Annotated in this window: 15 protein-coding genes; 12 read left to right on the top strand and 3 right to left on the bottom strand. The window is 51.9% G+C overall.

Translation table 11 applies throughout. The features are described from left to right. Positions 1 to 81: 81 nt before the first annotated feature. The 5 genes from EA408_11940 (at position 82) to EA408_11920 (ending at position 6,450) form a co-directional block, all read left to right on the top strand. Entirely contained in the window at positions 82 to 1,158 is a 1,077-nt protein-coding gene (locus EA408_11940; GenBank protein TVR70022.1) for a hypothetical protein, read from the top strand. A gap of 2 nt (positions 1,159 to 1,160) precedes the next feature. After that, on the top strand, positions 1,161 to 1,904 hold the full coding sequence (locus tag EA408_11935; GenBank protein ID TVR70021.1) for a polyphosphate polymerase domain-containing protein: 744 nt from the start codon (positions 1,161 to 1,163) through the stop codon (positions 1,902 to 1,904). A 14-nt stretch (positions 1,905 to 1,918) separates the two neighbouring features. After that, positions 1,919 to 2,599 carry a DUF4956 domain-containing protein gene (locus tag EA408_11930; protein ID TVR70020.1) on the top strand — a complete coding sequence of 227 codons (681 nt, stop codon included), beginning with the start codon at positions 1,919 to 1,921 and terminating at the stop codon, positions 2,597 to 2,599. 1,173 nt (positions 2,600 to 3,772) lie between these two features. Continuing rightward, the gene (locus tag EA408_11925; protein TVR70025.1) at positions 3,773 to 4,279 is read left to right on the top strand and encodes a hypothetical protein; all 507 of its coding nucleotides are present in this window, start codon (positions 3,773 to 3,775) and stop codon (positions 4,277 to 4,279) included. Positions 4,280 to 4,635: 356 nt separating this feature from the next. Continuing rightward, positions 4,636 to 6,450, top strand: coding sequence for a right-handed parallel beta-helix repeat-containing protein (locus tag EA408_11920; GenBank protein ID TVR70019.1), 1,815 nt, complete (start codon positions 4,636 to 4,638; stop codon positions 6,448 to 6,450). Positions 6,451 to 6,503: 53 nt separating this feature from the next. Here EA408_11920 and EA408_11915 read toward each other — a convergent pair whose 3' ends face one another. After that, positions 6,504 to 6,791, bottom strand: a complete 288-nt coding sequence (locus EA408_11915) for a nucleotidyltransferase domain-containing protein (protein ID TVR70018.1) — start codon at positions 6,789 to 6,791, stop codon at positions 6,504 to 6,506. 172 nt (positions 6,792 to 6,963) lie between these two features. Here EA408_11915 and EA408_11910 point away from each other — a divergent pair, with 172 nt between their 5' ends. The 3 genes from EA408_11910 to EA408_11900 all read left to right on the top strand — a co-directional run bounded on the left by EA408_11910 (position 6,964) and on the right by EA408_11900 (position 9,128). Further along, positions 6,964 to 7,329 (top strand): 50S ribosomal protein L19, encoded by a 366-nt coding sequence (locus EA408_11910; protein TVR70017.1) that lies wholly within the window; start codon positions 6,964 to 6,966, stop codon positions 7,327 to 7,329. 5 nt (positions 7,330 to 7,334) lie between these two features. After that, on the top strand, positions 7,335 to 7,589 hold the full coding sequence (locus tag EA408_11905; GenBank protein TVR70016.1) for a hypothetical protein: 255 nt from the start codon (positions 7,335 to 7,337) through the stop codon (positions 7,587 to 7,589). Positions 7,590 to 7,748: 159 nt separating this feature from the next. Further along, complete coding sequence (locus EA408_11900; protein TVR70015.1) at positions 7,749 to 9,128, top strand: gfo/Idh/MocA family oxidoreductase; 1,380 nt, start codon at positions 7,749 to 7,751, stop codon at positions 9,126 to 9,128. A 130-nt stretch (positions 9,129 to 9,258) separates the two neighbouring features. On the opposite strand, the gene EA408_11895 is transcribed toward EA408_11900, so the two are convergent. After that, positions 9,259 to 12,111: an AsmA family protein gene (locus tag EA408_11895; protein ID TVR70014.1), complete on the bottom strand. Its 2,853-nt coding sequence runs from the start codon at positions 12,109 to 12,111 to the stop codon at positions 9,259 to 9,261. Positions 12,112 to 12,348: 237 nt separating this feature from the next. Here EA408_11895 and EA408_11890 point away from each other — a divergent pair, with 237 nt between their 5' ends. The 4 genes from EA408_11890 to EA408_11875 all read left to right on the top strand — a co-directional run bounded on the left by EA408_11890 (position 12,349) and on the right by EA408_11875 (position 16,794). Further along, entirely contained in the window at positions 12,349 to 13,626 is a 1,278-nt protein-coding gene (locus tag EA408_11890) for a hypothetical protein (GenBank protein TVR70013.1), read from the top strand. A 238-nt stretch (positions 13,627 to 13,864) separates the two neighbouring features. Further along, positions 13,865 to 14,650 carry a cytochrome C assembly protein gene (locus tag EA408_11885; protein TVR70024.1) on the top strand — a complete coding sequence of 262 codons (786 nt, stop codon included), beginning with the start codon at positions 13,865 to 13,867 and terminating at the stop codon, positions 14,648 to 14,650. Positions 14,651 to 14,968: 318 nt separating this feature from the next. Continuing rightward, positions 14,969 to 15,802 (top strand): PIG-L family deacetylase, encoded by an 834-nt coding sequence (locus EA408_11880; protein ID TVR70023.1) that lies wholly within the window; start codon positions 14,969 to 14,971, stop codon positions 15,800 to 15,802. An 83-nt stretch (positions 15,803 to 15,885) separates the two neighbouring features. Further along, entirely contained in the window at positions 15,886 to 16,794 is a 909-nt protein-coding gene (locus EA408_11875; GenBank protein ID TVR70012.1) for a twin-arginine translocation signal domain-containing protein, read from the top strand. On the opposite strand, the gene EA408_11870 is transcribed toward EA408_11875, so the two are convergent. Then, positions 16,791 to 18,722, bottom strand: a 1,932-nt coding sequence (locus EA408_11870; GenBank protein ID TVR70011.1) for a glycoside hydrolase family 2 protein, incomplete at its 5' end; no start/stop codon positions are given. The genes EA408_11875 and EA408_11870 overlap by 4 nt on opposite strands.

Raw genomic sequence — 18,722 nt, 5'->3', positions numbered from 1 at the left:
TTTTTTGTTAGTTTTGGACTTTCTCGCGGAAAAAATTACCGCAGATTCAAAGTTATACGATTCCCTGATAAAGTACTTTAAATGAAGATCCTTTTACGACTGGCGTTGATTTTACTTTTCCTGGGTGTCTCCTTTGCAGCGGCCGTCTATGTTGAAATTCCCTACAACATCAACACCAAAGGAGTTGTTTCGCCTGTGAGGGAATGGCGGCTTGACAGGCTGCCTGACGGGACCATTATCAACACCGAAAAGAATAACTTTACAAACAAGATTGCATACTTTTCGGTACTTGAGTTTCAGCGGGGGGATCATGCGGAGTTTATTGTGAACGAGGACCTGTTTACGGGAAGAACAGTGAACAAGGGAGATACGGTTGGATATATAAGATCATGGGAGGAGGAGCGCAGGCTCATCAATCTGACAGGGGCCCTGGAGGAGCAGGAAAAACGGCTCGAGGTATCCCTTTCGGGTGAAAAGCAGGAAGAGATCAACGCCGCCACGGAAAGACTGATACTTGCTGAGAAGGAGTACGAGACGCAGAAAAGACTTGTGGCAAGGATGGAAGCGCTGCACAAGACAGGGGTTATTGCGGACGAGGACTGGGACAGGGCCCTCAATGACTACCTGGTAAAGGAGCAGAACATGAACATAGCACGCTCGGTCATAGAGGTTGTTTCGACGGGATCAAAGCCTGAGGAACAGGAGCTGATCAGGGCCATGATAAGAAATTACCAGCGGCAGATCGGGCAGACGCAGAACAGGATTGATGCTTTCAACATCCTTGCCCCGTTCAGCGGCACCATAATAAGGCAGCAGATGACTCTGGAAGACACAGAATCCATAATAAGGGTGGGCGACATGGAGAGGCTGACGGTGACCCTTCCGGTGGAACTCTACCAGCTGGCCTATATAGAGAACGGCAATCCTGTAGTACTCAGGGTCAACGCCGGCAGGAGGACATACAACGCCAGGGTTATAGGGTTTGACAATACCGTGCAGTTCATGGACCAGAGGCAGAATGTGTTCGTGACTGCTATCATTGAAGAGGAGACGGAAAGATTTATTCCGAATATGCTTGTGCAGGCACAGATCATCTGCGGCGAGGTCTCGGCCTGGGATTATGTAAGACGGATGTTCAAGCTTATCTTTGAAAACTGAAAATGCTGAGGATTGAACGAAAATATCTGGTACCGAACTACAAGATAGATGCACTGAGAAAACGCTTCTCATCTTTCGTGGTACCCGACATGTACACCCATGTGAATGACCAGGGTATTCGCGAATATACGGTAAGAAGCATCTACTTCGACAGCAGCAACTTTTCGTGTTATGCCGAGAAGCGTGAAGGTGTCATGCTGCGCCGCAAGTTCAGGATCAGGGGCTATGACAGGCCTGTTGACAACAGCTATGTGGTTTTCGAGATTAAGAGAAAAATAGAGGCGCGCCAGAAGAAGTACAGGTCGAAGGTGCTGTTCAAAGATGTTGAAGATCTGCTGAGGAGCGGCGACCATAACAGGTATGTCATGCCGAACGGACTTAACAGTCATGACCCCGACAATGCCGCGAAGTTCCTCTACCATATAAACAAAAAGCAGTTTGTCCCGACCTGCCTTGTTGTTTATGAAAGGGAGGCATATTTCGGCAAGCTTGATTCCGGTGTGCGGATAACATTTGACAAGAATATCAGGAGCCGGCTCTATCCTCCCGTAAAATCACTTTACGATGAGAAAGAGCTGAAACTGCTGTTCAAAAACCATTTCATTCTTGAGATCAAGTACTTCCGTCATGAAATGCCCGTATGGGCAAGGTCGGTGGTGCAGGAGTTCAGGCTGAGAAATGATGCATTGTCAAAGTACACCATCGGTGTTGACGCGAACCGTGAAAAGGTGCTTGTAACATATTAAAAAGCAGGATAAAGATGGGCAACGATTTTCAGAATATCTTCATGTTCAACATCACGGCGGCTGATGTTATTGGCAACGTATTTGTCGCCATGATATGCGGTATCATTATAGCACTGCTTTACAAGTACACCTACAAGGGCCTCAACTACTCCGCCGCATTCACCATTTCGCTCATAATGCTTACCATGATAACCGCCATAGTGATCATGGTTATCGGTAACAACCTCGCCCGTGCATTCGGCATGGTGGGGGCCATGTCGATCATCCGGTTCCGTACCGCCGTCAAGGATGCGGCCGATATTATGTTCATCTTCTTCGCACTGTCGATCGGACTGGCAGCCGGGGTAAAGCTTTACTCGGTGGCCGTGCTTGGCACCTTTTTCGTTGGCACGGTGTACCTGGTAATCACAAAATTCAGTTTTGCGCTTCCGCAGAACAGGGAGTTCCTGTTGCAGATCAGCGCACGGAGCGACCAGCTTCCCGACAATCCCTTTATGAACATCCTCAAAATCTACTGCCGCAGGCATAAACTGGTCAATGTCAAGACCATGGGACAGGAACCTTATGAGCTGATGGAGTTCTCCTACTACATCAAGATGAAGGACGAGCAGAAGGGCAACAACCTGGTTGCCGCTATCAAAGAACTTTCCGGTATCGAACAGGTAAACCTCTTCTTTGACGAGGACGAACTGTAACCTGGGTAAAAAAATTCCAGCGGAACTATGGGAAATTATAAAAAAACCTATACTGCCGTCGGGGTGATGTCGGGTACATCGGTCGACGGACTTGATATGGCGTTGTGCAGGTTCACCCGGGATGAACAGCTACCCGCAGAAGCCGCAAAAACCACAGAAACCGCAGAGTCCGGAAAAGCCAGCGAAGCCGCAGAGGCCGGCCCAAATCCGGGAGGCCTTGATCCTCAAGCCGGCCCCGGCCCGGACAGCCATTATCCGAACGCCGGCGCGGACAACAACCCGGTTTCCGGCCCCCAATGGCACTTTGAAATACTCAAAACCAAAACCCTCTCCTACTCCGGCACCTCCTGGCCGGAAAGACTTGCAGGCGCTGAGACGGCTGATGGCTACACCCTTGCCCGGGTGCACAGGGACTTCGGCCGGTTTACGGGTGAGGCGGTCAAAGAGTTCCTTGCCGGCCTTCCCGCTGTTCAGGCTGATCCTGTTAATCCGGCTGGATCAAATGATCCTGACCATCCAACTGATCCTGCTGATTCTGCCGGGCCAACGGATCCTGTTCATCCTGCCGGGGCAACTGATCCTGTTGATCCTGCTGATCCTGCCGGGGCAACTGATCCTATTCAACCTGCCGGGGCAACTGATCCTGACCATACAACTGATCCTGTTAATCCAACTGATCCTATTCAGCCTGCCGGTTCTCACGCCAGCCTCCATGTCGATCTTATCGCCTCCCATGGCCACACCATCTTCCACAGGCCGGAGCAGGGGATCACCCTGCAGATTGGCGACGGGGCGGAGATCGCGGCGGTGACGGGTATTACGACGGTATCGGACTTCAGGCGGCTGGATGTGGCGCTCGGGGGCCAGGGCGCTCCGCTGGTGCCGGCAGGTGATGAACTGCTCTTCGGGCAGTACGGCTACTGCCTCAACCTGGGAGGTTTTGCAAACGTCTCCTTCCGCGAAAGCGGTAAAAGAATTGCCTTCGATATCTGCCCTGTCAATATTGTCCTTAACCGCCTGGCCGGGCAGCTTGGGATGGAGTATGACAAAGACGGTGCGGCGGCGGCTTCGGGGGAAGTGGACCGGCAATTGCTGGCTGCCCTTGAGGGACTTGACTTTTACAGGCTGGATGGGCCACGCTCACTCGGCAAGGAATGGGTTGACGAGGTGTTCATGCCTGTGGTGGATGCTTCGGGGGCTTCGGTGAAGGATAAATTGCGTACCGTCTGTGAGCATGTGGCGCTGCGGATAGCTGCCGTGATCGCTGCAAAGCCCCCGCATCCGGATATTATTGATGAGGAGCGGACTGACGGGGGCACCGAAGGCCGGACTGCCGGTGACACGAAACAGTCTCCCGGGGCCACAGCCGGGATACCGCGCCGTGACAAACTGCCGGGCAGTGATGAGCCTGATGAGGAGTTCCTTGATCAGGGTGCCTCTGGGACTGAGACGTTGCTTGTGACAGGCGGCGGGGCGAAGAACGGGTTTTTGCGGGGTCTGATATCAGAGAAGGCTTCGCAGGTTTATACGGTTATACCCGATGAGCGGCTGATCGATTTCAAGGAGGCGGTGGTGTTCGCCTTCCTGGGCGTGCTCAGGATACGGAACGAGGTCAACTGCCTGGCTGCGGTGACCGGCGCACGCCACGATAACCCGGGGGGAATTATTCACCTTGTGTGACCGGCTCACAGCCAAAGGGTATTGAAGGTAATTGCCTCCGGGTGTGACCGGCGCACACCTCGAAACAGCCCTGAAGGTATTGCTACCGGGTGCGACCGGCGCGCCTTGAAACAGCCCTGAAGGTATTGCCTCCGGGTGCGACCGGCGCACGGCACGACAACCCGGGGGGAATTATTCACCTGGTGTGACCGGCATGAGAGGGTTTTTGGATTTTTGAGTTTATTTCTCTAATTGTGATTGTAACCATCCTGTATTTTCCCCAACTACCAGGGACATTTATCCACGTGTTTTATATGGATTAGTACTTGTATATTATTAATTTTGTTTGCATTATCTCTAACTAAACCCAAATTAGTATGAAACCTGCTTCAACTATTACCAGCCAGCTCATGGCTTTGTTAACCATCTTGATAGTATTCGGTTCGTGCAGCCAGCCGCCTGAAACGGCGCCTGAAGTTGTTTACGGACCGATCGCACAGACCTACGAACTGCCCGATGTGACGGGTACCATCTACTTTGTTGCGCCCGATGGCGATGCAGCTTCTGAAGGATTTGCCATTTCCGCTCCCACTACCATTGAAGAGGCCTTCGCCCGGGTGGTTTCGGGTGATGCCATAGTCATGCGGGGCGGGATTTACCGCACAGGCAACCTTACATTCAACCAGGGCATTACCATCCAGGCCTACCGCGATGAAGAGCCTGTCCTGAATGGCACCCTGGTAGCGGACTCATGGAGGGAGGCCGGCGAAAACCTTTGGGTAACGGACTGGGATCACCTGTTTCCGGCTGGTCCGGAGGACTGGTGGAACCGTGAGCGGAATGAAGAGTTTACCCCGCTGCACCGATTCAACAACGATGCGGTATTTGTCGACGGCCAATACCTGCAGTCCGCCGGCAGCACTGAAGAGGTCGATGAGGAAACTTACTTTGTCGATTACGATGAAAACAGGATATATATCGGAACAGACCCGGCAGACCGCTTCATTGAGATCACTGCCTTCAGAAAGGCCCTTTACCGCACCTTGAAGCCGGTGCATGGCAAGGAACCGGATGACAGGGGGCCGGTTATTCGCGGAGTTACTTTTACCCAGTACCCTGATACCATGGTTCATATAGGAGGAGCCGGACTGGCAATTGATCAGCACGGAAGAGATGCCGTGGGGACGGTCTTTGAGAACTGCACCTTTTCAAATTGTTTCAGGATAGCGGTTTTTGCCCTGAGCGACAGCCTGGTGATGCGCAATTGCAAGGTTTTAAATACCAATACCGAAGGGGTATATATTGTTGCTTCATCGGATATCCTTCTCGAAAGGAATATCATTGAAAACAACAACATCGAGAAGTGGACCGGTTTCTACCCTTCGGCGGTGAAGATCTTCAACCAGAGCCACAGGGCAGTGGTGCGTGAAAACCTGGTTATCAATCATCCCCACTCCAACGGGGTTTGGTGGGACGTGGGAAATGATGACGGCGTTTTTGTCAACAACCATGTTGAAGGGGTGGACCATAACGGATTCTTCTTCGAAATATCCGACGGATGTATCGTGGCAGGCAACGTGTTCGTGGACTGCAGCCAGAGCATATTTGTGCTTAATGCAAGCAATGTGCAGGTCTATAACAACACCCTGATCAACAGCAGGGTTAATTTCAGCCGTAATAACCGCGGCGACGAGCTTGGGCTGTTCGGGTGGCATGTCACCACCGGTCCGGGAGTAGAAGAACGCGACGGCCATGTTTTTGTCAATAACCTGCTTTATATGAGCGGCGACAACAACTCGCCGATGATCCAGACGGGTCAACCGGACTTCATGTGTGAGCGGCTTAACGAACCCCATTTCAAAACACTCAACAACAATGTATTTGTAAGGGGAAGTGGTGAAGAAGGCTCCGGTGCGCCTATAATCAGGTGGAGTCCCTACCAGGGTGAAAACTGCCAGATCAATATTTACTCGCCCATGGAGCTCAACGATCTGCATCCGCATTTATCATCCGGATGCCAGTACCTGGAAAATTATGACGGCCCGCTGTTCAGGGATATGAAAAACAATGATTTTCGCCTGGCGGACGGATTTCCGGGTATCGGTGCAGCCACGGAAATCCCTGCTCATATAGCTGATCTACTGGAACTGGAAGTGGGCGAAGGACCCTTTTTAGGAGCCTGTTCCCCTTAAGGGGACAGGCCCTCCGGGGCCTTCCGGAAATCATCATTGTGTTATGCTCATAATTAATCACTCAGTGGTACGCTGGTTTTGTAAGCATATTTTTCAAATGCTGTCCGGGGAGTTTCCGTAATTATCAGGTCAATTTTCCGGTTCCCGATCTTTTCTTTAAGCCTGGCCCTTATAAGCAGCTTTTCTCTGTAACTTAGGACGGAACTCAGCACGATAATATCAATATCTCCGCCCTTCGCACTGTCATCAGTACGTGAACCAAAAAGGTGAATACCGGCATCAGGATCCAGTTGCCTGATTGTATTAACTATAGCATCTCTCTGTTCCCTGTCAAGTCGCATTATTCAAAAATAAGGATATTTTGGGATATTTGCGTAATCCGGCCCATGCATCGCAAATATAAAATCGACAAATAATCATCAACATGTTAAATGATGATTTGTTATGATCAAAAAAAAATAGTAAGTTTGCAGCCGATTTTACAGATAGTATAACCAGATAATATCAAGCAGAATGGACTTAATGCAGGTGGTAGAGAAAGAATTCGAAAAGAATAACGGCTACCCGAAATTCAATAGCGGTGACACGGTTACCGTGCACTACAGGATCGTAGAAGGGAACAAGGAACGTATACAGCAGTTCAGGGGCGTTGTGCTGCAGCGCAAGGGCCGGGGACTGACAGAGATGTTCACCGTAAGGAAGATGTCAGGCAACGTTGGCGTTGAACGCGTTTTTCCGCTCCAGTCACCTTTCATCGAGAAGATAGAGGTCAACAAGCTGGGCCGCGTTCGCCGTGCCCGCATATTCTACCTCAGGAAGCTCACTGGTAAGAAAGCAAGAATTAAGGAGAAAAGATTCCAGCTTCAGAGCACAATCTGAAAATAATGGTAGTTATGCCCCATCAAACCCTGGGGCGCTATTCAGGTTTTTCAGATCAAAATACAACTTTGCTTTATATGAAGTTCCTCCAGAGAAAGGCCCGGTTTCTGCCGGGCCTTTCTCCTTTGCCACCCGCAAGGTCCGGCCGGGATATACCGGCTATTTTTCATTTCCAGGCGCAAGGCCTGATCATTGACAGGAAACATCCCGTAAAGCAGGGGCGGCTGTCTCATACCGGCTATTTTTCTTCCCACCCGTAAGGTCCGGTCATTGCCGGGGAATAATACCCGGGGCAGGGAGGGCCGGGAGGGCCGGGAGGGCCGGGAGGGCCGGGAGGGCCGGATTATCAAGGTTTTTTGTTTTAAAGGAAAAAATCAATATTTTGCACAGGTTAAAAAAACCATAAAATTCCTTTCATAATGAGTAAACATCCCAGATCCAGAAGCAGACGCGAATTTATCGGCAATGTTGCAGCGCTCGGCGCGCTCGGGGCAACAGGTGCAATTGGGGCAGGAACAGCAGGCGCACTTGGCGCAGGCAGCATACTGACATCCTGCTCACCGCGCGGCGAAAAATATGTGCCGCCGGTATTCCCCGAAAGGGCGCCTGACGGACCCCCGCTCAAGGCGGGACTTATAGGATGCGGCGGCAGGGGCACCGGGGCAGCGTTCAATTTTATTGATGCGGGACCCAACCTGCAGATCACTGCCGTGACCGATCTGTTCCAGGACCGCATAGACAGGTGCCGCGAAGCACTGAAAGAGCAGCGCGGTGTGGAAATACCAGATGAGAACTGCTTCACGGGTCTTGACGGATACAAAAAGGTTATTGATTCTGGCGTTGACATAATACTGGAAGCATCAGTATCGAAATTCCGCCCGAAGCATTTTGAAGCCGCCGTACAGGCAAGAAAGCATTGCTTCATTGAAAAACCTGCGGGTGTCGATCCGGTAGGTATGAGATCTGTAATGGCCTCAGGAAGGATGGCAGAGGCTGCGGGACTGTCGGTCGTGGCTGGCACCCAGAGGCGACATCAGCTCGATTACATCCATACATATGCACAGATCAGGAACGGGGCGATCGGCGACCTGGTGTCGGCCAATTGTTACTGGCTGCGCAATGCACAGGCTGTCACACCCAGGCAGTCCGGCTGGTGCGACTTTGAAGCAATGATAAGGGACAGGGCGAACTGGATATGGCAGACCGGGGACTCTCTTGCCAACCTGCTGGTTCACAACCTTGACGTTGTTATCTGGTTCTTCGGTAAGCACCCTGTTAATGCCACCGGCTTCGGCGGGAGACACCGCCGCCGTTCGGGTGATATGTACGATTTCTTCAGCGTGGATTTTACTTTTGATGACAACAGGTCGGTACACGGCATGACAAGGGAAATTGACGGTTGCCATAACAATGTAGGTGAACTGATACTCGGAACAAAAGGCTACACCAATTGCCAGAACAGGATATGGGACTATAACGGCAACCTGATATGGGAGTACCCTTACCCGGTTGGCGATGACGGACAGCCGACATACAGTGTGGCAATCTCACCATACGACCAGGAGATCATTAACCTGGTGACCGCCATACGGACAAACAACCCCATAAATGAGGCCGGAAACCTTGCGGTATCATCGATGATCAGCGTAATGGGAAGGGAATCGGCCTATACCGGCAGGCAGATGACCTGGGAAGATATGATGAACTCCAGTCTGGAGATAGGCCCCGATTCATATGAATTCGGTATCTACGAAGGGCTCAACCCGGTTGTGCCGGTGCCCGGCACATCAGCCGGCTGACAACGCTTTGACCCCGCAGTCAGGGACAGGATGCAATGAGACTACAAAAAACCCGGCCGGAGCCGGGTTTTTTATTACCCAGGTAATCTCCCAGGCGAAATAAAACGGACTTCAGACCTGGTGAAGAGATTTACTCCTCCACTCTCGCCGCCTCCCTGCGGGCATCTTCAAGTATCTTTTCCGCACGTTCATCTGCTTCGCGGATAAGGGCTTCCGCTTTATTGTTGCCTTCACTCCTTATCCCGTCGGCCGTACGTTTTGCAGCGGCTTCGGCAATGCGACCCCTTCCGGCTGCCTCCTGCTCCAGGCGCGTTGCATTAGCCTCTGCCTCCCGCCTGATCGCTTCAGCAGCCTCTGCGGCAGCACTTCTGACCTGATCCGCCCTCTTTTCGGCCTCTTCCAGGATCTGCTCAGCACGGGCGGAAGCCTCCTCCCTCACCCTGTCCTCAACCTGCTCAACCCTGCTGTCAACCTCTTCTGTAACCCGGGCACGCACCTGTTCTCTTACATCATCCATCGTAGCCCTGGCTGTCTCCCTCATGTCGAGCGAGATCTGCGGATCGGAGAATGTGCCGGTAATGAGGGCGTTGACATTGACATTCTCACCGGGTTGGATATTGAGTCCCCGTGCAGCAGCACCTGCCGCCAGGTTATTGATCACCTGGTCGGCGCCCGATCCGAAGAGTGACCTTGGTATGGTCATCTGCATAACGTAATTCATGGTCTGGTCAATACCCTGGTCACCTCCTATAACCATTCCAACGGGTCCCATACGCGTTTCGAACGGCTCCAGGTAGACCCTGCCGTTGTTTATGGTAAAGTTTATATCGACATCCCTTAGCACATTGTCCCTGTCCTCGCGGAGGCTTAGCGCCTGTCCCAGTCTGTCGAAAGTGGCTGAGCTGACAATTTCCACACTTGCCGTTCGCAGCCTGCCTTCGGCATTGATGGAATCCATGACCGGCATCATATGCTCATCGAGAAGAGAATGCATATGCATCGATGTGGAGAACCTGCCCCTCAGGTCCTTTGCTATTGGGGTCAGCTTCTGAACCGTATTGAAGGTATGGAAGGTACCGGGAATGTCAAAGTCTCTTATGTCCATGGCAAAATCGATGAACGGCGCCGACATGTCCAGGGTATTGTATTCGCCGTTAAGGGAAATTGTACCTTCCAGCATTTCCATGTTCACACCTTCCATGACAACCCTGCCGTCGCGCACTATGATGCTGCCGGCAAGGTTTGTTATCTCCATATTGTCAAAAAGTATATTGTCGATTTTTGATGTCAGCACGAAGTCAATATTGCCGGGCACCTCGACGATGGTCATGGCAAAGGTGTCGGTTTCCGTTTCAGCCGGCTCTCCCATCATCTCATTCAGATCAAGCATGGTTGACGTAAGAGCCAGACTCCCTCTGATCGTACCGTCATTGAACACATAGGGTATGAAGTTCTCCAGCCGGCCACTCATATTAATATCGCTCGCCCCAAGCTCCATGGCAAAATGGCTGAGTTCAACAAAACGGGGAGAGAAGTTGAGTTCCGCACCGGGTATGTTCACCTCCATAGGGAATGCCTCGTCGGTATACCGGAACGCAGTAAGACGTATGCTGCCTGATGCATTGAAATCCTCATACCTCTCCTCTTCGATATCCGACATATTCCCCGAAAGGGAAAGGTCCGACTCCAAGAGTCCCCGAATCTCCATCCCCTCAAGCGGGATGATGTCGGCAAGGCTCGTAAAGTCGATGGTGCCATGGAGAGCTGCGTCGACGAACATATCGCTCATGGGTGTGCGGATGCTCATGTGCATATCGAACGGGTTGCCGCCCATCTCCATATGGAACCTCCTGAGGTCAACCGTGGTATTATCCTCATCAACACCGTCGTAAAGCAGGCTGAGGTTTACGTGAACGTTGTCGACCGATTTCGGCAGGTCCGGGTAGCTGAACCCCGCATCTTCCACCAGCAGTTCAAGTCCGACCGACGGCCAGATATCATCCACCATACTTCCCCTGACAAATCCCTCAACGGATACATTGCCCGTCGCGTGCAAATCTTCAAAATCAGACATGAATATTGCAGGCACAAGTGAGAGCACCGTCCTGAAATCGGCCCGCGTGCTGAAAAACTCAATATCCATATCAAACCCTCGCTCCGGCATCGCGAAAAAGCCGTCAACCCCCATTGTCAGCTCGTTCAGTATGATCTCGCCCTCCCTGAACTCAAACCGCCAGTCCCCGAAGTCAGCATCCAGCAAAGTGACAACGGAAAGATGCGCATTATTCACGTACCGTATTCCCTCAAACCAGACATTGAAGATTTCGCTTGTCGCTGAAATATCCAGCGAGGTAAGGTCCTCTGTAAGGTCCCCCTTCATCTGGAGGTTTAACCCGCTCAGGGTGGTACGTACCTCAAAAGGTACATCATCATACTCAATGCGGCCGTCCCTTACCTCAAAGCTCCTGAGCGATATCTTCAGGGCGGAAGGTTCAGCCGGCTCTGCCGGCAAATCAGGATCGACAGGCGGCAAATGATCAACGGGCTCATCACTGATATCCGGATCAACGGGATCAGCCGGCTCTGCCGGGATCATTATATCCCAGTTGGCACGTCCGTCGGCCAGAATTTTTGCTTTTGCGGTGGGCCTGTCAAGGATGATGGAGCGCACCTCAACGGCATCGCCGGAAATTACGCTTTTTATGTCGACCACGGCACGGAATGTCCGGAATGCCACAAGCGTATCATTTTCAAAGTCGCCGACCCCCACCACCGAGAGATCGATTAGGGAGACGCTCAGGTTGGGAAAGTTCCTTATAAGGGACAGCCGCAGGTCGGCAAACTCAACCTTTGCGTTCAGGTGCCTGTTCATCTCATCCTGTGCAAGCTGAAGCATCTTGCCCTTGAATGCCAGGGGGATAATGATCAGGAGTGCGAAAAACGCAACCACTACGATCAGCAGGATCTTAAAAAACTTTTTCATTGCTGTCAGGTATTAGTAATGCTTAATTTAGTCATCTGCCCTTCCACAATCAACGGTCCGGCCGTGAACAGGTCTTCCCGGGAAATTTCTGTTCCATCGGGGCATCCCTCTACAAAAGTAATAAATAACAATGACCCGTGTTTATCTGTTTATGTAAAAATATTCATATTTTTAGGCACCCGTTTACCGGAACAGTCCGGTATCCGGCCAACTTCACAGAAAACACAAAGTAACTTAATGGACAACAAAGAGATATCACAGAACCAGAACTCAAAAAGCAAGCTGTTCCACCCGCCATGGAAATACAGGGAGGGGTTTACCGTGGCGCTAATTCTGATGCTCGCGGGATTTGCAATTGAGGTGCTGACGCCGCAGCCGGGCATCAGCATTCCTTCCTTCCCGTTCAATATGTACGCGGGCATGGCATTTATAACCACCATCGTCTTTCTTCACATCTTCTACAGGGATATTCACATGGTGAGATGGCTTTCAACCATTCCCTCGGCTGTAAGTGCCATATGCCTCATTGTGCTGTTAACTATCCTTATGGGGGTGTTTGAGCAGGAGCGTCCCGATGCAGGGGGTATTCACGGGGCTATCGGACTAACTCACCTGAAGAACGCCTGGGTATTTCTGCTGGCACAGTTGTACCTGTTGGTGAGTCTGGGACTGGTAATTCTGAGGAGGGCAGTCCCTCTGAGAAAAAAGAATATCGGGTTCCTGCTCAACCATCTGGGACTATGGATCGTGATAGCTGGGGCCAGCCTGGGTACCGGAGACCTTCACCGGCTCAGGATGGACATATATGAAGATGAACCGGTCTGGTACGCCTACGACAGCGAGTCACGGTTCTACGAGATGCCCTTTGCACTGGAGCTGATAAATTTTGATATCGAGGAGTACCCGCCGCAGCTTGCCATAGTGGACAGCCATACGGGGCGCCTGACCGATGATTCGCAGCGTCCCCTGCCCTATATTGAGGCAGGTAAGACAACACAGCTCATGGAATGGACCATCCACATTGATGAGTTCTATCCCATGGCGCTGCCCGATAACGGAAAGGTGGCATATTCGGAGGAGACCGGAGCACCACCTTATGCAAGGGTGAGGGCAGCAAACAACAGCACCGGGGAGACCCATGAAGGCTGGATAACCTGCGGCAGCTTTATGCACGACACCAGGTTGCTGTGGCTCGACGGACGTAATGTGCTGGTAATGACCCTGCCCGAGCCCCGCAGATATCTGTCCAACGTCATCGCCATCACCCCTGATGACGAGCCGCGCGAGATGGTGATAGAGGTGAACAAGCCCCCTAAAGTGGCCGGGTGGCGCCTTTACCAGCTGAGCTACAACCAGGCAATGGGCAAATGGTCGGATGTAAGTGTTATTGAGGCGGTGCGCGACCCGTGGCTGCCGGTGGTCTATACAGGCATAATAATGCTGTTTGCCGGCGCGGTATATATTTTCTGGATCGGCAAGGAGATCAAAGATGAAGAACAGGTAACCCAGCTATAGATTTTTAACGGTTGTTTAATAACCATTGCCCGCATCAATGGGGGCCGGACCAGAGGAGGCCGCAGGAGGCCGGACCAGAGGAGGCCGCAGGAGGCCGGACCAGAGGAGGCCACTTGAAACCGGGCAGTAACAAAGCAGAGAGATTATGTTCGCAGACTATACAAATTTCCCGTTTTACGCGATAGTTGTTTCAGGCGCATGGCTTATCGGAGCTTTGCTGATCTGGGCAACCGTTTTTATGATAAAACCCCTTTCGGGGAAGTCAAAGATAGGGGCGATACTTGATGCCTCTGGTGTGGTCAGGACGCCGGCTGGCCGCGTTACGGGAATTACCGGCAATATACTTGTGATAGCGGGCATTGCCGTTTTCGGGTATTATCTCACCCTCCTGTGGCTTAGTCTCGGCAGGGCTCCCATGAGGACCCTGGGGGAGACAAGGCTATGGTACTCCTTTTTTCTCGGACTGATAGGGTATGTAACCTACCTCAGGTGGAACTACAAATGGTTCCTTGTCTACAGCGTGCTGATGTCGGTGCTTTTCCTGGTGATCAACCTGGCTCATCCCGAAAACTTCAGCAAAACTCTGATGCCTGCGCTTCAGAGTCCCTGGTTCGTGCCCCATGTGATAGTCTACATCTTTGCCTATGCACTGCTCGGAGCAGCAAGCCTGGTGGCGGTTTACGGACTATGGCTTGAATATTTCAGGACATTCAGAAAGAACCTGCTGCAACTGGCCGATAACCTGGTATATGTCGGATTTGCATTCCTGACTCTCGGACTTCTCTTCGGGGCGGTATGGGCAAAGGAGGCCTGGGGACATTACTGGACATGGGATCCCAAGGAGACCTGGGCATTTATCACCTGGATGATGTACCTTATATACATGCACTTCCGGTATTTCCACCCCAGGAAGGTCCGTACCCCCCTGTGGGTGCTGGCACTGGCTTTCGTTGTACTGCTCATTGCATGGTTCGGGGTCAATTACCTTCCATCGGCACAGAGCAGCGTACACGTATACTCGTAAGCCGGTTCGTTTGCCATACGGAGGTTTTTGCAGCAACCAGGACAGAATACCATGCCGGACAGGTTGCCTCGCCGGACAGGTTGCCTCGCGGGGTCTGCAGTAAATCTTCACACCGAACACGCATATTTTTGTACTTCCCGTTGCATAATTTTTTGTATCTTTCTCACGTGATACTGAACCGGGAGGTCGAAGGCCGTAAACTTCCTGTTTGATTTATCACGAATATGCCTTATTGTCAAATCAAAACAAACCTAAACCAACTCTACCATGAGACTCCTTATTCCAATACTCACCGCTTTTCTCGTTTTTATTTCCGGCATGACCGGAACAAATGCACAGGAGCATAAGCTCAATATACTCGTGATCGGCGCCCACCCCGATGATCCTGACATTAAAGTCGGCGGTACCGCATATAAATGGGCACAGCAGGGGCACAACGTGGTGCTCGTATCGGTTACCAACGGCAACGCGGGACACCATGAAATGACCGCCGACCAGCTTGAGCGGGCGCGTCGCGACGAGGCACGCAGGGCGGGCGAAGTGATAGGCGCCAAATATGTTGTTCTTGACATAGATGACGGGGCACTCATGCCTACCTTCGAGAACCGCCTGAAGATCATAAGGCTCATACGCGAGCACCGGGCCGATATAGTCATTACCCACAGGCCCTACGACTACCACCCCGACCACAGGTACACCGGGCAACTGGTTCTGGATGCTGCATACATGGTGACGGTGCCGACCATTGTCCCGCACATTCCGCACCTCGACAGGAACCCCATGTTCCTTTACATGAGCGACCGCTTTACCCAGCCCATCGAATTCAGGCCCGATGTATGCGTAGACATTGATGATGCCATGGAGAAAAAAATAGATATGCTGCACCAGCACACTTCACAGTTTTACGAATGGCTGCCTTTCAACCAGGGAATACTCGACCAGGTGCCTGAAGGTGACAGGGAGCGCAGGGAGTGGATGGCAGAAAGAAGGAGGAGGGGATTTACCGCCGAACCCTACAGGGAAAAGCTCATCGAGCTATACGGACGCCAGAGAGGAACAAGGATAAACTATGCCGAGTGCTTCCAGGATTCGGAATACGGCACCAGGCTTACGAAGGAGAATATGAACCATTACTTCCCCTTTTTTGATTAAAGCACTCAACAGTCACCGGCATTCTAAACAGCATAAAACCACTTATCAACCAACAATAACCTAACAATCAAAAACTACAGACTATGGATACATCACGCAGGGATTTTATCAAAAAGAGCGCTATGGCCCTTGCAGGCACCGCTCTGTTGTCAAAAGCAGCAGGCTGCGCTCCTGCAGCAGAAGAGAAAAAAACGAGACTTGCCGTTCAGCTTTACTGTGTAAGGGATGATATGAGGGATGACCCGCTCGGATCGCTGACCAAGCTGGCGAATATGGGCTACACCAATGTAGAGCATGCGAATTATGTTGACCACAAGTTCTATGGATGGACTGCACAGGAGTTCAAAAGAGTGCTGGATGATCTGGGACTGAAGATGCCGTCGGGGCATACCGTCCTGCATCCTGCCCACTATGACAGGGAGGCCGGCGTATTTACCGATGAGTGGAAGAAGCTGGTTGATGATGCCGCCTACATGGGACAGGAGTATGTGATAAGCCCCTGGATGAACCCCGACATGTACAGCACATATGACAACTTCATGTGGTTCATGGAAGTGTTCAACAAATGCGGTGAGCTTTGCCAGAAGCAGGGAATGAGGTTCGGCTATCACAACCACGATTTTGAATTCAGCGTCAAGCTGAACGACGTGGCGCTGTGGGACCTGATCATGAACAATACAGACGCCGACAAGGTTGTGATGCAGCTCGACACCGGCAATATGTACATTGCCGGGGCAAAGGCGAGCGAGGTGCTTGCGCAGTACCCGGACAGGTACGATAATATCCATGCCAAGGATATGATCCAGAGGGAAGACGGAGGATGGGAAAGCTGCCTCCTTGGTGACGGGGTTGTAGGCGTGAGGGAAGCCCTTGAACTGGCCAGGGACCAGGGCACAGAGCTCTTCATAATCGAGCAGGAGGCTTACCAGGGCAAGACCCCGATGGAACGCATGGAGCAGAACCTTGCTGTTATGAAATCGTGGGGATTCTAGAGTATTGCCACTTTAGCAGTTCCTGAAACTATTCCGGGGGACTTTGCCAGTACGGTTATCTCACCTGGTTCCATGCCGGGGCGGACTATCAGCTGGCAACGCCCTCCGTAAGTTTTCACAAGAGGCTGCCGGAAGCTCTTCATACCGGACGGGTTACCATTACCCACCGCCTGCAGTTCTGCGGGCCCTGTTATTATCAACTCAACCGGTATTTCAGCTGCAGGAACCGGCAGTCCTTCTTTATCAATAACTTCTATATTGAACCATACCAGCTCACCGGGAGCTGCTTTAACGGCATCACGTTCGGGCCTGATCCTCAGACCGTGAGGCAGACCGGTGGTTCGTAGCACTTCCCGGGCGACTTCCCTGCCTTCATCCATTCCGATGGCTACCAGTTCGCCAGGCTCCCAGGGAACTTCAAACCGGGCAGTAAGGCTGGTCTCTTCAGATACATCCTTCACTCCCAAAACCTGTCCGTTCAGTTCGAGGCGCACCTGCTCACACCTTGTATAAACTGAAACCTGAAGGGGCGTACCTTCATGACCCTCCCAGTTCCAGCTTTTATGTTCATCGGGCCATCCCCACTTGCTCACGATCAGGGTCCGCCCTTCGGGAACAGGCGCATGGACCATCATTTCGAGGGGACTGTTACGCCATACAACATCGCGAAAGTACATCTGCGGCTTTTTGTAACCCAGCACGCTTATATCGCCGCAGTTAGCGTTGAACCAGGGCCATGGGGGCAGGAAGGGCCTGTCGTCATCGTCGAGCCAGTGGCTGCCAATTCCTGATTCGCCGAAATAATCCATGCCGGTCCACACAAAATCTCCAAGTACATAGGGATGCTTTTCGGCCATCTGCCAGTTCTCCAGGGCCTCAGAGGGCAATGATTCGGTACCTATCATGATCCTCTCAGGATACTTCTCATGATCTGTTTCATATTCACTCCACATGTAATTGTACCCATGCACATCCAGCTGCGCAAAAACGGGTGCGGTATCCTCCCACGGCCTGCCGGGTGTTTCCCAGAATTCAGAAACCCCCTGGGTAACCGGACGGGTCATATCCATTTCCCTGACCTTGTCCCTTAGCATCCTCGCAATTGCCAGTCCGTTTGAGTCCGCTCTCTCCTTGATCTCGTTGCCTATACTCCAGATTATCACCGAAGGATGGTTCCTGTCCCTGAGAACCATCGACGCTAAATCTTTCTCCCACCATTCATCAAAGAACCTGTGGTAATCCATTTCGTTCTTGGGAACCTGCCAGTGGTCAAAAGCCTCATTTATGACCAGCATCCCCAGGCGGTCACAGGCATCCAGGAACGCCGAAGACGGAGGGTTATGCGCGGTGCGGATCGCATTGAACCCGTTGTTTTTCATTATCTCCACCCTGCGGTATTCGGCCCTGTCGAACGCGGCGGCACCTAACGGACCGTTGTCGTGATGCATGCAGCCGCCTTTCAGCAGTGTACTTTCACCATTCAGCAAGAATCCCTTTTCGGGGGAAAATTCTATCGAACGTATCCCGAAAGTGGTTTCAGTGCGGTCGGCAACCTTCCCCTCCTTCTCAATACTTATGACTGCCTTGTATAAAGCAGGATCCTGCGTGCACCACAGCCGGGGAAATACAACATCGGCTTCCTTGTTAACAACAACCTGCCCAACAGGCTCTGCGACGCCCCTTTTTTCAGCGGAAGCAACAATCTCACCCCCGGAATTCAGAATATCAACCCTGACAATGAACTCTTCCTGTTGTAAACCCGAATTAATCACCTCTGTTTCAATGTGAACAACAGCTCTCTCCCGGGAAACTTCCGGTGTAGTGATGAAGGTCCCCCAGAGTCCTGCATGCAGCTGATTGGTGCGGATAAGCTTCACGTTACGGTAGATCCCCGAGCCGCTGTACCACCTGGAGTTCCTGCCTTCGTT

Source organism: Marinilabiliales bacterium (genome assembly GCA_007695015.1).
Classification (GTDB): domain Bacteria; phylum Bacteroidota; class Bacteroidia; order Bacteroidales; family PUMT01; genus PXAP01.
This window is presented reverse-complemented; position numbering and strand designations above follow the sequence as displayed.